9 protein-coding genes are annotated in these 14,078 nt (G+C 63.7%); 8 read left to right on the top strand and 1 reads right to left on the bottom strand.

Annotated elements, in window-relative coordinates; all coding sequences use genetic code 11:
• Positions 1-50: 50 nt before the first annotated feature.
• Positions 51-1,142, bottom strand: coding sequence for a Gfo/Idh/MocA family oxidoreductase (locus HPY44_20510; GenBank protein ID NSW58398.1), 1,092 nt, complete (start codon positions 1,140-1,142; stop codon positions 51-53).
• A 222-nt stretch (positions 1,143-1,364) separates the two neighbouring features.
• Here HPY44_20510 and HPY44_20515 point away from each other — a divergent pair, with 222 nt between their 5' ends.
• From HPY44_20515 to dprA, 8 genes are all read left to right on the top strand, one after another.
• Positions 1,365-3,317, top strand: coding sequence for an FAD-dependent oxidoreductase (locus HPY44_20515; GenBank protein NSW58399.1), 1,953 nt, complete (start codon positions 1,365-1,367; stop codon positions 3,315-3,317).
• Positions 3,301-4,830 (top strand): tetratricopeptide repeat protein, encoded by a 1,530-nt coding sequence (locus HPY44_20520; GenBank protein NSW58400.1) that lies wholly within the window; start codon positions 3,301-3,303, stop codon positions 4,828-4,830. Before HPY44_20515 ends, HPY44_20520 begins: the two co-directional genes overlap by 17 nt.
• Positions 4,831-4,902: 72 nt before the next feature.
• Positions 4,903-6,372: a hypothetical protein gene (locus tag HPY44_20525; protein ID NSW58401.1), complete on the top strand. Its 1,470-nt coding sequence runs from the start codon at positions 4,903-4,905 to the stop codon at positions 6,370-6,372.
• Positions 6,373-6,377: 5 nt separating this feature from the next.
• A complete protein-coding gene (locus HPY44_20530; GenBank protein ID NSW58402.1) occupies positions 6,378-7,379 on the top strand; it encodes a Gfo/Idh/MocA family oxidoreductase in 1,002 nt (333 codons plus the stop codon).
• 181 nt (positions 7,380-7,560) lie between these two features.
• On the top strand, positions 7,561-9,882 hold the full coding sequence (locus tag HPY44_20535; protein NSW58403.1) for a tetratricopeptide repeat protein: 2,322 nt from the start codon (positions 7,561-7,563) through the stop codon (positions 9,880-9,882).
• 80 nt (positions 9,883-9,962) lie between these two features.
• Positions 9,963-12,242 (top strand): PQQ-binding-like beta-propeller repeat protein, encoded by a 2,280-nt coding sequence (locus HPY44_20540; protein NSW58404.1) that lies wholly within the window; start codon positions 9,963-9,965, stop codon positions 12,240-12,242.
• Between the two features lie 53 nt (positions 12,243-12,295).
• A complete protein-coding gene (locus tag HPY44_20545) occupies positions 12,296-12,793 on the top strand; it encodes a hypothetical protein (GenBank protein NSW58405.1) in 498 nt (165 codons plus the stop codon).
• Between the two features lie 99 nt (positions 12,794-12,892).
• Complete coding sequence (gene dprA, locus HPY44_20550; protein ID NSW58406.1) at positions 12,893-13,990, top strand: DNA-protecting protein DprA; 1,098 nt, start codon at positions 12,893-12,895, stop codon at positions 13,988-13,990.
• The last annotated feature ends 88 nt before the right edge of the window (positions 13,991-14,078 follow it).

Consider the following 14,078-nt stretch of genomic DNA (forward strand, 5'->3'; position numbering starts at 1 on the left):
AACCGGGGCAGCCGTTTCGCGGCTGCCCCGAAAACATTCCTTCCGCCGGCCTACTTGATCGTGACGGCCTTGCCGGTCTCGGCGGACTTGTACGCCGCGTCCAGGATTTTCATGATCCGCAGGCCATCGGTGGCAGGCGAGATCATCTCCACCGAGTCATCCAGCAGGCAGTCCACGAAATGCTTGACCGCGGTGTGCCGACCCATCGCGGGGTCGGGCTCCACGATGAGGTTGCGGTTCACCGGCGCCCCGTGCTCCTGGGTGAACAGTTCCAGGGTGTCGATGGCGGTATCATCGTCGCCGTCGAAGCCGAAGACGCGCTCCAGACTGGCGCCGGCCTTGTCGCCCATGAGTGTGGAGTAGACCCATTCCCGTTTGCAGCGCGAGGCCCAAGAGGCTTCGAGGGCGATGGTCTGGCCGCCCTTGAACTTGATCATGGCCACAGCCATGTCTTCCACGTCGAACTTGCCCTTCTTATTGGGCGTGCCCCAGGGGCCCAGAGCTTCCATCTTCGGACCGAAAACCGAGTAGGTGGAGGCGAGCACGGTATCAGGCTCCGGGTTGCCCATGAGCCACATGGTGAGGTCCAGCATGTGCACGGCCAGGTCGATGAGCGGGCCGCCGCCGGCCATCTCCTTGCTGGTGAACCAGCCGCCCCAGCCGGGGATGCCATTGCGCCGGATCCAGCCGCAGCGAGCGAAGTATAGATTGCCCATTTCGCCGGCGTCTGCGTATTGCTTGAGCAGCATTGCTTCGGGCCGGTACCTGTTGTTGAACTGGATCATGAACTTCTTGCCTGCGGCCTGGGCCGCATCCACCATCTTCTGGCCCTCTTTCGCGTCACGGGCCAGGGGCTTTTCGCACAGGACATGCTTGCCGGCCTTGAGACACTCGGTCACAAGCGGCGCGTGCAGGGCGTTGGGGACGCAGACGCTCACACAGTCGATGGCATCGTCTTTGAGCATCTCCTTGAAATCCGTGTACGCGCCCGGGATGCCATACCTGGAGCTGACTTCCGCGAGTGCGACCGGATTCACGTCAGACAAGGCAACCACGTCGGCCTTTCCGCTGGCCTGGTACCCCTCGATGTGATACTTGCCGATCCCTGCGCCAATGACAGCGGCCTTAATCTTCTTAGCCATGGTACCCTCCCGCTTGTGCAAAGGATTCTCTTGCCGGCCTGGATTCTCGCCGTAGTATACCAGAATTCCCCCCTGGAGGCCATTTCACCTGCGCACCAGCCAGGCGGCGCTTGCCCCATGCGCTCAAGCACTTGCATTCCTGCCGCAAACATGCGATTGTTCTCCCGCCACCGGCGCACATGCCATCCAGGACAGGGCTTCCGCCCCTGCAGGGTGACTGCGATGAACAAATACCCCCACCTGTTTTCCCCGATCCGCCTGGGCAGCCTTGAACTGCCCAACCGGGTGGTTCTCGCACCCATGGCGACGAACTATGCCGACGAGGACCACAAGGTCACTGACCGGCTCATTGCGTATCATGTTGCCCGCGCGAAAGGCGGCGTAGGGCTGAGTATCGTCGAGCACACCGCGGTGCAGCAGTCCGGGCTGACTGGCCCGCGAATGTTGGCGATCCTGGATGATTCCCACATCGCCGGCCACAGGCGTCTTGTGGATGCCGTCCACGAGGCCGGCGGAAGGATCGCGCTTCAGATCCAGCACGGGGGCAGGCAGGCCGACCCCGACACCATCGGCGGGCAGTGCATCTCCCCCTCGGCGGTGGTTGCCGGACGGGACCGGCGCATGCCCCGGGAGATGACGGCGAAAGAGATCCGCGCCACGACCCAGGCCTTCGGCGAGGCTGCGCTGCGAGCGAAAAAGGCGGGGTATGACGGGGTCGAAGTCCACATGGCCCACGGCTACCTCGGCTGCTCCTTCCTGTCGCCCTTCCTGAACCAGCGCACCGATGCCTACGGCGGCGACACGGTGAAGCGCACCCGGTTCGCGCTCGAGGTGATGCAGGAGATCCGGCGGCGCTGCGGCAAGGACTACCCGGTCTGGTGCCGCATATCGGCCGATGAGTTCCTCGAAGGCGGTATGAAGCTGGACGAGGCTCTGCGGGTAGCCCGGCTGCTGGAGGAATACGGCTACTGCGCCATGCATGTGTCGGCATGCGTGGGGGAGACTTCTTACTACGCGTCCGCGCCATGGATGCTGCCCGAAGGCCACTTGCTGCACCTGTCGGAGGCGATCTGCCGGACCGTGCAGGTACCGGTGATCGGTGTGGGGAATATCCGCCACCCGGCTTTTGCTGAGGAGGCCATCGCCCATGGCCGCTGCGACCTTGTGGCGCTGGGCCGGCAATTGCTGGCGGATGCGAACTGGGTTCGCAAAGCGCAGGAGGGCCGGGCGGACCGGATCATCCCCTGCATCCTGTGCAATCAGGCCTGCATGGAGCGCCGGCACAGCCCGGAAGGGTTCACGGAATGCGTCACAAATCCGCTGACCGCGCACGAGGTGGACTGGCCGGACTGGCCTGATGGCCCGGTACCCGCGAAGACGAAAAAGGTCCTGGTCGTGGGCGGTGGCCCGGCAGGGATCTCCGCTGCCGTCACTGCGGCGCGACGAGGGCACAAAGTGACCCTGTGGGAGCGCGGGCCCATCCTGGGCGGCCGCATTGCAGCCCTGGCCTGGCCCGACAAGAGCCATGTGCTCGACGAGTACCTGGACTGTCTTGCAGGCCAGATTGACGAATCGGGCGTCGAAGTGTGCTGGCAGCAGAAAGCGGATGCCCAGTCCGTTGCCGAATTCGCGCCGGAGGAGCTGATCATCGCCACGGGTTCGAGACCGCTTGACCCGGGTGAGGTCCTGCCCGAGGGCTACGATGGCGATTTCGTCCAGGCTATCGGGTTCTTGCAGGATCCGGAGATGGACCTGCCGGAACTGGTCGCCGTGCTGGGTGGTGACCGGGTGGGGCTCGTGTCGGCCCTGGAGCTGGCCCGCAACGGCCATGAGGTCTTGCTGTTCGAGCAGAACGATCAGGTCGGGATGGGCGTCCCTCCAGGGGTACGCCATTTCCTGCTGAAGCGAGTCGAAAAGGCAAGGATACACCTGCTCACCGGGCATCGTGTGCAGAAGGTGCTGGGCAGCGTGGTGACGGCGCTGGTGCGTGGCGAGGAGCGCCGCGAGTTCCCACCGGCAGGGATCGTGTGTGCGCTGGGACGGGCCGCTGCGGACCCGTGGCCCGGACTGGGGACTGAAGGGGGCGCGCCCGTGCACATCATCGGGGACGCGCTCCAGCCGAGGACGCTCCATGATGCAATCTGGGAAGGTGCCGAGATTGGCCGCAGGATATAGAGACGGGTATCAGAATGCCGCTGGCCCGGCACAGGCCGCCATCGGGGCGCTGTTTGCACTGATCGGCCTGCTTTCGGTCATTCCATGTGCAGCGCTGGATTCGGCGGTGCTCATCCGTGAGCTTCACTTTCCCGCCATCAGCCTGGACCTGGATGTGAGCTTTCCGATCCGAGACCTGCGCATTCCTCCGAGCAAGGATCCGCAAGCAGACATCGAGGCCCTGAACAAACGACTCGAGACTGAGGATTCGCCAGAGATGCACCTGGAGCTTGCCCGGCTGCTCCTGTGGACCGGACAGTATGAACTGGCGGTGGTGCATTACCGAGTGGCTACCGACGGCTACATGAAGCTCCTGGAGAAGGACCCGAAGAACGCAAAGGCCCACCACCAGCTGGCCGAGGTGCTTATCGCGCTTGGCGAGGATGAGGACGCGGCGGCCCACATTGAGGAAGCGTTCGTCTATGACGACAAGCTCTGGCAGGCCCACGAACTGGCTTCGTATCTGCACGCCAAGAACGGTGTCCACGCGCATGACGCCGGCCTTCGGTGGCTGATGGAAAGCCATTTCGCGGCGGCAGAGAGCGAGGGTCTTCGGGCCGTCGAGCTTGCCCCCACTGAGCCGCTGGCCCACGTGGCGCTCTTCCTGTCCAAGTGGCTGCCCCTGCTTATCGCCCTGCGTGACGACCCGCTCTCCGGCCTCAAACGCATCGCGGAGTTCGAGGAAGTGAGTGAGCTTCTTCTGCGCGCGGCAAATCTCGCGCCGCACTATCCGCGCCTTCGCCAGCATGCCGTCTCCTGCAAGCTCGCGCCGTTCTTCGCGGCCCAGATGGTGAAAGGGATTTCCGACCCGATCTGGCCCACTCTGGACGAGACACAGAAGCGCCTGCTCACTTCCTGCCGGGACGAATACATGCAGCTCGTGCAGGCTGCGCCCGAACTCAAGGCGCGGGTGCTCCTGTTCGCGGGGATCGCCGAGTTCATGATGGATAACCGTAAGGCCATGTACCAGCGTTTTCGGGAAGCCGCAGATGCCGACCCCCAAGACTCGGCGAGCCTGCAGACCATGGTGGGCTTTCTCGTACATGAGAAAAAGTGGCCCGAAGCGCTGCAGGCCGCGGAAGAGCTGATGCAGCGCAGCCCTTCGGGGGAGGCCTACACCTGGCTGGGGCGGATCTACGGCGAGCAGGAGAAATGGAAACAGGCGGAAGAAGCTTTCCGGGTGGCGCTCAGCTATGAGGACGTGCGGGGAATTGCCAACCTGGGCCTGGGGATCGTTCTGCTGAAAAGCGGCGCAGACCCCAGCGCCGCTGTTCCCGTACTGCGCGCCGCCGCTGAGGAGCTTCCGGGCGAACCGGAAGTGGCCCTTGCGTGGGGAGTCGCGCAGGCCCTGACGGGCCAAGAGGAGAAAGGAGCTCAGTGCGTTGCCCGAGCTCTTGCACTGCTGCCGCCCAGTCCGGGGCGGCAGGCCCTCGCAGAGCAGTTCGGTCTGAAGATCGACGCACGGCAGCCGTAACCATGGCGGGAAGGGAGCCTATCCGTGGAACTCGTCGCAAAAGCGGTCGTCGTTGTCCTGTATATCGCTGCAATGATTATGATCGGCTACTGGTCCATGCGTCGTACCCAGAACGTGGGGGACTTCTTCATCGGGGGGCGCACCATCGGTCCGTGGATTTCGGCCATGGCGTACGGGACCACGTATTTCTCCGCAGTCCTGTTTGTGGGTTTCGCCGGCAAGCTCGGATGGGGCTTCGGCCTCAATGTTCTCTGGATTGCCCTCGGCAACGCAGTCATTGGTACGTGGTTAGCATGGAAGATGCTGGCAATCCCGACCCGCGAAATGACCGAACGTCTCGACGCCATTACCATGCCCGAGTTCCTGGCGGCGCGCTATGGCCTCGGCTGGCTCAAGGCTCTGAGCGCCCTGGTCATCTTCATCTTTCTCGTGCCTTATAGCGCCTCTGTGTACACGGGGCTGGCTCACCTGTTCGAGGTGAACCTGGGGATCGACTACCTGCAGGCGGTCATCTTCATGGCGGCGCTGACTGGCGTTTACCTGGTGATGGGCGGATACTTCGCGGTCACCACCACTGACTTCATCCAGGGCTTGTTGCAGGTCTTCGGGGTCATTCTGATGATCCTGCTTCTCGCAGGGGCCACGGGCAAAGGTGTCATCGGCGCCGCAGTGGATGTGGCCGGCCCGGACGCCGCTCCCGGTCTGGCCCCCAGGCCCGATGCTCTGTTTCCCGGATGGCTGATGCTTGCAAGCCTGGTGTTCATGACCAGCGTAGGTCCCTTCGGCCTGCCTCAGATGGTGCAGAAGTTCTACTCCATCAAGAGCCGCGATGTGGTGAAGCGCGGGATGCTGGTCGCCACGGTTTTCTCGACGCTCATCGCCTTCGGTGCGTACTACTGCGGGGCGCTGTCCCACCATTTCTTCACCGGGCCGGACCTGCCCCAGGGACCGAATGGCCCCGATTTCGACAAGATCGTGCCCCAGATGCTCACGGAGCACACGCCCGGCTGGTTCTCGGTCATCATCCTGCTGGTGGTGCTTGCCGCATCGATGTCCACCCTGGCGTCGCTGGTTCTGGTATCCAGCGCCGCAATTGCGGTGGACCTTGCTGGAGCCCGCAATCGTCGCGACAAGAGCAGCAGACAGGGGCTCACCTTGCTGCGCGTGCTTTGCGGGACTTTCATCGCACTTTCAGTCATCATCGCTGCCACAAAGCCCGCGGGCATCGTCACCCTCATGTCCATGTCCTGGGGAGCACTGGCGGGCGCTTTCATAGGCCCGTATGTCTGGGGTCTGTACTGCCGAAGGATAACTGCCGCCGGCGCGGCCGCCGGCTTCTTGTGCGGGCTTGGCGCAGCTGTGGCTTTGTATTTCGCGTGGGGCGCAGCGAACTCGCCGGTGGCGGCGGCCGTGGCCATCGTCGTCTCCCTGGTCGCCACGCCGGTGGTCAGCCTGGTCTCGCCGCAGTTGCCCGCTGATCGCATCGCACAGGCCTTCGGGGATGAAGCGGGACCAGCCGTGGCCGAGACCGCAGGAGAGTAGATGCCATGAAACTCGCGATCGTCGGCTTCCGCCACGGACACGTGGGCTCCATTTACGCAAAGGCGCGGGAACTGGACTTTGTGGATATCGTCGCGTGCGTGGAAGAAGACCCAGCTGCCCGGGAGGCTATCCCCCGGGAGCTTGGGGTGGAACTCACCCACGAGAGCTTCGATGAGGTCCTGGACAGTGTGGACTTCGACGCCCTGGCCTGCGTCGACTATTACGCCAAACGCGGGCCAACCGTGATCAAGGCCCTGCAGGCCGGGAAGCACTGTATCACTGACAAGCCTCTGTGCATCCGGGAAGAGGAGCTGCGGCAGATCGCCCAGCTATCCCGGGACAAGGGTCTTGTTGTGCAAGTTGACCTCACCATGCGCTACTCTGCGGCCTCTCGTACTGTCAAAAGGATCATGTCCGAGGGCGTCATCGGCGAGTTGGCCTCGGCAACGGTGTTCGGCCAGCACCCGCTGAGCTGGGGTACCCGCCCGGGGTGGTACTTCGAGCCAGGCAAGCACGGTGGAACGATCAACGACATCATGATCCACGGCATCGACATGTTCCGGTGGATCACAGGCCGGGAGTTCGAGCGGGTTATTGCCGCCCGCGCGTCGGCGGTGCCGGATTCGCCCGCGCCCGGTTTCTTCCAGCAGAGCGCCCAGTGCTGGATGGAGCTTGAGGGTGGCGCGAGTGTATTCGGGGATGCTTCATACCTGGTGCCCGCCGGACATCATGCGCCCTGGCGCTTCTTCCTGTGGGGCAGCCAGGGCACGCTTGAATATGAATCCGGCAGAGGCCTGATAGTGGAACGAGCGGGCGAGCCTCGCCTGGAAGTGCCCGTGGATGACCTGCCGCCGCTGGACCCATTTGAAGATTTCGCACGGCAGGTGGAGTTCGGCGAGCCGGCCTTCCTGGATCGCGAGGAGTGCCTGCGTTCCACGCTGGCAGCACTCACAGCGCAGAAGGCGGCGGACACGGGTGAACGCGACGTGCCGGTGGGCAAGATCTGACACAGATAGAACCCTGGCGGCTACCGCGACGTTCTGTCTTGGAAAGCCGCCTGCAGAGCCATCCTCAGCGACACGCGGGGCGGCGTTCGGGTGCCCGCCTCGCGTTGACAGGGGATTCTGGTTTGCTATACAATGCCTGCGCCCGGCGATTCCAGTTGAGTATTCAAAGGGGAGCTGTCCGATGACGGGGACTTGGCGCCTCGTTGTCGTGGCCACGGCGGCTCTGTACGTTCTGCTGCCGGGCCCTTCGGCGATTGCTCAGGACGACGCAGATAGTTTCGTGGCAGGCATCGAAGCCTATCAGCGGGGTGAGTACGACCGGGCGATCGACGACCTTTCCGCAGTCGTCGAAGCCCACCCCGACTGGGAGGCAGCCTGGTATTACTTGGGTCTGGCCAGATTCCAATACGTTCACCTGAACCTCGCAGGGCCTGGCGACACGGGTGAACGCGACTACTCCGGGGCCATTGAGGCTCTGGAGAAGGCCGCGGCCATTGCCCCGTCGCGACCCGGGACGGCCCTGCATCTGGGCCGCATCTACGAGGCACAGGGGAAGCTGGCGAAGGCCAAGGAGTACTACAGGCAGGAACTCTCCCTCAAGAACCTCAAGGACCGCAACGCCGTGCATGTCGCCTTGGCCCGTGTTGCCTACGCCGCCGGGGAGTACCAGGACACAATTGCTCTCACCCGCCGGGTGGTCCTCGAAGAGCCGTATTATGTGGAGGCCCGGTATTATCTCGGCCAGGCTCTGACGGCTACCGGTGAATATCAGGAAGCCATAGAAACCCTCAAGTACGCGCGCGAGACCCTGGAGAACTGGCGGGACAAGGTTTTCCACCTCTTGCGCATCCACTATCAGGTCACCGACCCCGATGACCCCATGCGGGCTTCCGACATCCTGGAAGCCTGGGACCAGTTGCGTAAGGAACTATGGGAGCTTCGCGGCGCCAAGGCCCGCCCGCGCACGGATACTGACCGGGAGACGCTGGAACAGGTCAGCGAGAAGTACGCGCGGGCCCAGGAGTTCGCCCTGGACCTGCACATGTGGCCCGAGCTCAACAAAGCATTGGGCGACGCGTACGCCGGCCTGAAGGACTGGGCCGCCATGCGCAACAGCTACCGGCATGCCATGAGGCCGCAGGAGGGCGAAGGTTCTCTTGACGATGCCGACGCCTGGGCTCGCATCGGAAGGGGCTACTTCCTGCACGGCAAAGAGATCTTCGAGCAGGACGGCCTTCTGCTTTCTGCCATTTTCCAGTGGTACGCCGCAGAGGGTGACAAGCTGCCGCCCCCGTCGAGCTACAACCAGCAGCAGGCCCAGGGAACCCGGGGATTTGGGGGCTTCGGCACGGCCGGCCTGACCACTGCAACACAGCAGTCCCAGGATCCAAAGGACCGACTGGACGGTTACGCTCGGGCACTGTACGTGCTGGGCATCCCGAAGGACGCGAAACTGCGGGAAATGCAGGCGCCGCCGCAGCCCGATCCGCTGGTAGCGCGCATCTTCGACGGCCTGGGGCAGATCTATCTCTATCAGGCCAGTACCTACGCGACCGACAAGGAACGCGGCATCGAGTCGCACACGTTTGAGGAGGCCGCCGAGGCCTTCGACAAGGCGCTCCTTTACATGCCCACGTATGTTCCGGCCATGCTTCACAAAGCACAGGCCTGGATCAGCCACGGCGAGACCCTCACCGACCCGGCTGAGAAGCTTGACATGTACGCCCAGGCCCGCGACCTCCTGGAACAGGAAGCCATCGCCCTCGAACCGGAGAACGGAGAGCTCTGGTCCGAGCTCTCCCGGGCCTATCTCGGATTGGACGAACTTGACAAAGCTGATCAGGCGGCGCGCAAAGCTCTCGCCATCAATAAAGACGACGTGACGGCGCTGAATGTGTCGGGGTTGGTGAAGTACTACCGCAACAAGCTAGTGGCTGCGGTCAACGACTTCGCCACTGCCATCGAGACCGCACCCAAGGACTACCGCTCATACCTGAACCTGGGGAACGCCCTGTTCGCGCTCCAATCCTGGGGCCGGGCCGAGGGCGAGTATGTGCGGGCCCTTGAGCTTCTGCCCAAATCCTCGGTTGCGAATACCACCAGCCAGCGGCCGTACGTGCTGTATCTCATCGGCCGCGCGCGGCATGAGCGCAAGGCGTACGAGAAGACCATCGAGATTCTCAATGAGGCCCTCGAGCTGCGCACAGATTTCGCCGACGCTTACCGCCTGCTGGCCGCTTCCTATGCAGGGCTGGAGCAGTGGGCGGCGTCGGAGGAAGCGCTGAAAGCGGCTCTGAAGAACGCTCCCAAGGCCGACGCGGTGACTCTGGCGAATATACACGCCCAGTTGGCGCAGGTGTACGAAGTCCAGGGGCGGTTCCACGAGGCCTCGGCCGAGTATCGCATTGCTTTGGCGAAGGATCCGGACAATATCGCGGCCAAGTACGGTCTCCAGCGCCTGCTGGTACAGGAGAAGCGTGAGCCCGCGGGAGCCGGATCGTGAGCAGGCGCTACCGGCAGGCGCAGGGCCGATCTCGGCACCCTCGTACCGACCTGCAGGCAAATGGCCAGGAGGCATCTTAGATGCGGGTTACAGTCGGTTTGCTGGCACTGGCGGTCTTCGCCGTTCTCACAGGACCGGCACTGGCCCAGAGCCGTGTGACCGGCGCCGCGCCGGCCGGGCCCGATTCCATGTTCCTGGGTGACCCCAGCCACAGCGGCGGCTCCCCAGCGCAGCTCACCGTGCCGCTCGTTCTCAGCTGGAAACACACGGTTGAGCCGAATACGGACAACGTCGAGCACGTAGTGGCCTCTCCGGCCTACGACGACGATACGGTCTACTTCTTCGTCGGCAATAACATGTATGCTGTCTGGAAGGACAGCGGGGCGAAAAAATGGGATGCGCCCCTCGCTCTGCCGGACCGTGTGGATTCCACCCCTTTGATCAAAGACGGTGTCGCGGTATTCGGATGCCGCAACGGCATTGTGTACTTTGTTGAGCTCGGCGCAAAGAGTGGGAGTTTTGCGGGTGAGTTCAACATCGCCCGCGAGCACACGAAGCTCCCGAAGTCCCCCGAAGAGCAGGCGATCCCGCCGCGCGTGCAGTCTTCACCGCTCTATCATGATGGGAAGGTGTACTTCGGCGCCAGTGACGGTTGGGTATACGCACTGGACATGGCATCCCAGAAAAAGATCTGGGACTTCCGCACCAAAGGGCCCATCGTCTCCTCCCCCGCATACTGGAATCGCGGCGTCTATGTGGCCTCCCTGGACGGCAGCGTGTACGGTCTGAGTGAGGACACCGGCAAGCTCGTCTGGCAGACGACCCTCGAGAACAAGGACCTCCTTGTCTCTCCTGTTATCACCCGGAGCAAGGTCTTCGCCGCCGCGGGCAAGCACCTGTACGCCTGTGACCACGGGCGCAACGGGTACGTGCGGATGCGATTCGAGGCGAAGGGCAATATCGTTGGCACGCCAACCGTTGCCGGTAACGCCATCATCTTCGGCGACAGCGAGGACAAGCTGTATGCCCTGGACATCCGGGCCACCGGGAATATCTCCTACCACGATGTGAACAGTGAATACATCCTTTGGCAGTTGCCGCCGGAGGAGAGCGACGGACAGGGAGCGGAGAAGCCTGCGGTACCCACGGATGGATTTCAGCAGCCTGTGAAAAGCACGCCCTTGGTCGCCGGGGATGCGGTGATCTATCGCTCCGGCCCGCGCCAGATCAACGCAGTCAGCATCGAAGACGGCTCCACGCTCTGGCACTACCAGTTGGCCGAACTGGCCGGGCAGGAAACGACAGAGGACCAGGCGGCGGCGGCACTGGCTCAGGTCACAGAAGCGGCACGACTGTCCGCGATGGCGGGAACAGGGACTACGGCGGGCGCGGGTGGGTTCGGCGGGTTCGGAGGCCGCACGGGCGGGACTTCTCGCTTCAGCCGGGGCGGGCTCACCAGATCGGGCTTTGGCGCCGCCGGGGGGTACTACTACGACGAGTATGGACGCGCCGTCGCCCCCACTCTCGTGTTTGAGTATGAGGTGCAGGCATCGCCCGTCGCTGACGGTGACAACCTGTACGTCCTCGGGAACGACCGCGCGCTCTACGCCTTCAGCCAGAAAGCGGCCGACGCAGTGGGGCCGGAACTTGAAGAGGCCGAGATTGAGGTCCCGGGCGCCGGCGAGCAGCGCACCCAGCAGAATCTCGCCCTGTACGTCGGAGTCGATGAGATCAAGCCGGAGACCGAAAAACCCAAGATCCGCGGCGCACTTCCGGTCTACGTCCGCATGGTTGCCTATGACGCTGGTTCCGGCATTGACCCGCAGACCATCAGCGCGTCGCTGGTGAGCGGCGATGAGGATGTGCGCTGGGAAGTGGCATACGACGCCGCTGGCGCCTACCTCTGGCTTATCTGCGAGCAGTACCGCGGTAGCCGGTCACGCAACATGCCGGATGGCGACTATGTTGTCGCTGTCTCGGTAAGCGACTGGATGGGCAATGAGTCTACCCGCCACTTCGCATTCACCGTGGACCGCAAGCTCCCCGCAGCACCGGCGCCCACTGCCGGTGGGTTCCAGCGGGGAGGTTTCGGAGCACCGGGCGGTGGGATGCCCGGTGGAATGCCGGGCATGATGCCGGGTGGAATGCCTGAACCCATCCCCGGAATGCCTGGCATGATGCCAGGAGGAATGCCTGAACCCATCCCCGGAATGCCTGGCGGAATGCCCGTAATGCCCGGCGGAATGCCTGGAATGCCTGGCGGGATGCCTGGAATGCCTGGCGGGATGCCTGGAATGCCTGGCGGGATGCCTGGAATGCCCGGCGGGATGTCTGGAATGCCGGGTCTGCCGGGAATGTAGCGGCACAGCACGTCTGACCGCGCTCACGAGAGCGTTTTTCTGGAGGTTTCACGGTGGTCAAGTCCATCATTATGGTAGCCCTGCTGCTTGCAGGATTCTGCTACTGTGCCGCCTTCCTCATGTGGAACTCGGCACTGACCACCGATGTGGTGGTTTGGAATGTGGCCACCCCTCAGTATTGGTTGCCCGACGTTCCCATCGGCTTCCTGCCCGTAGTCGGCACGATGATCGGCGCAGTCATAATGGCCGTCGCCGCGTGGGCGCCGTGGGCCAGCCAGCGTGCGGCTGCACGTGCGGCCAATGCGAAGCTGGCCAAGGCAATCGAGAAGTTCAATGAGCTCAAGCAGCGACTGGCCGCGCGCGACCGCATGATCGAGGAACTCGAGGCTCAGGTCCTCCTGCTCCAGGAGCAGATTGAGGCAGAACGGCCGGCGGCAGTCGCAGCGGCTCCGGCGGCTGTGGACGTGGATGATGAAGACGAGGAAGACATCATTCTTCCGGATCCGCTGGAACTTGATGCGGACACGGAACAAAGCGAACAGGGCGTCTGAGGCACGGTTCCCGGGCCCAGCCAGATAATACCGAGCGACAAGAGGGGTCTCCCTCTTGCCGTCTTTTTTCCGCATGTGATTTCGGGGGGCAGCGCGTAATTGGTCCGGATCGACCCCGACGAACTGGACGCATTTCTCGTCCTCAATGCCAGCGGCCTGTCGCCCATGCGCCAGAGAGCACTGCTGGAGGCCTTCGGCACAGCACGGGGTGCGCTCGAAGCCGGGGATGCGGAATTTGCCCAGGTTGATGGCCTGCGCGGGGCGCACATAGCGCGTCTGCGGGATGCCCGAGCCAAGGTGGACCCGGCAACAATACGCGCGCGTTGCGAGGAGCTGGGAGTCACCCCCGTTCCGTGCACCTCGCCTGAGTATCCGCCACTCCTGGGCGAAGCTTCTGACATGCCGCCTCTGCTCTTTGTCCAGGGCAGCTTGGAGCGCCGTGACGAGCTTTCCGTAGCGCTGGTTGGGACACGCAGGTGTTCCGCATACGGGCTAACAATGGCCCGGCGGCTGTCGGAAGACCTGGCAAGGCGCGGCTTTACGATCGTCAGCGGCATGGCGCTCGGGGTGGACGCGCAGGCTCATACTGCCGCGCTGGAGGCAGGTGGCAGAACAATAGCCGTCATGGCCAGCGGCCCGGACATCACCTACCCGCGCCAGCATCGCCAGTTGCGGTCCGAGATCGCTGCCCAGGGCGCGGTAGTTACCGAGTTTGCGCTGGGAACCGAACCGATCCGAGAGCGGTTTCCCGCAAGGAACAGGATCATCAGCGGCTTGAGCCTCGGCGTCATCGTGGTCGAGGCGCCGGAGAAGAGCGGCGCGCTGATCACTGCCCGACTGGCAGCAGATCAGGGTCGCGAAGTTTTCGCCGTCCCGGGAGACGTGACACGGCCGGAGAGCCGCGGCTGTCATGCCCTGATCAAGGACGGCGCGCAGTTGGTCGAGTTCGCCGAAGATGTGGTCGCCGGGCTGGGGATTCTCCTGGAGGCGGTGCCCGAGCGCAAGCCCATCCCCACTGACGATCTCCCGGCAGACGAGAAGGCCATACTCGAGACGCTGTCTCACGAGCCCCGGCACGTGGACGACGTGGTTACCAGGTCTGGGCTTCAGGCGGGACAGGTGTCGGCGGGCCTGATGATGCTGGAAATGAAGGGGCTCGCGCGCAGGTTGCCCGGCAGTACCTTCGTGCGCGCGTAGTCGGACACGCGGCACTTGCCGGCAACGCCGCGGTTTCACCAGTTTCAATATCAACCGGGGCACCCCCCCGATCGGACGGAGCGCTCTG

The sequence above is a fragment of the Armatimonadota bacterium genome (assembly GCA_013314775.1).
Taxonomy (GTDB): Bacteria; Armatimonadota; Zipacnadia; order Zipacnadales; family JABUFB01; genus JABUFB01.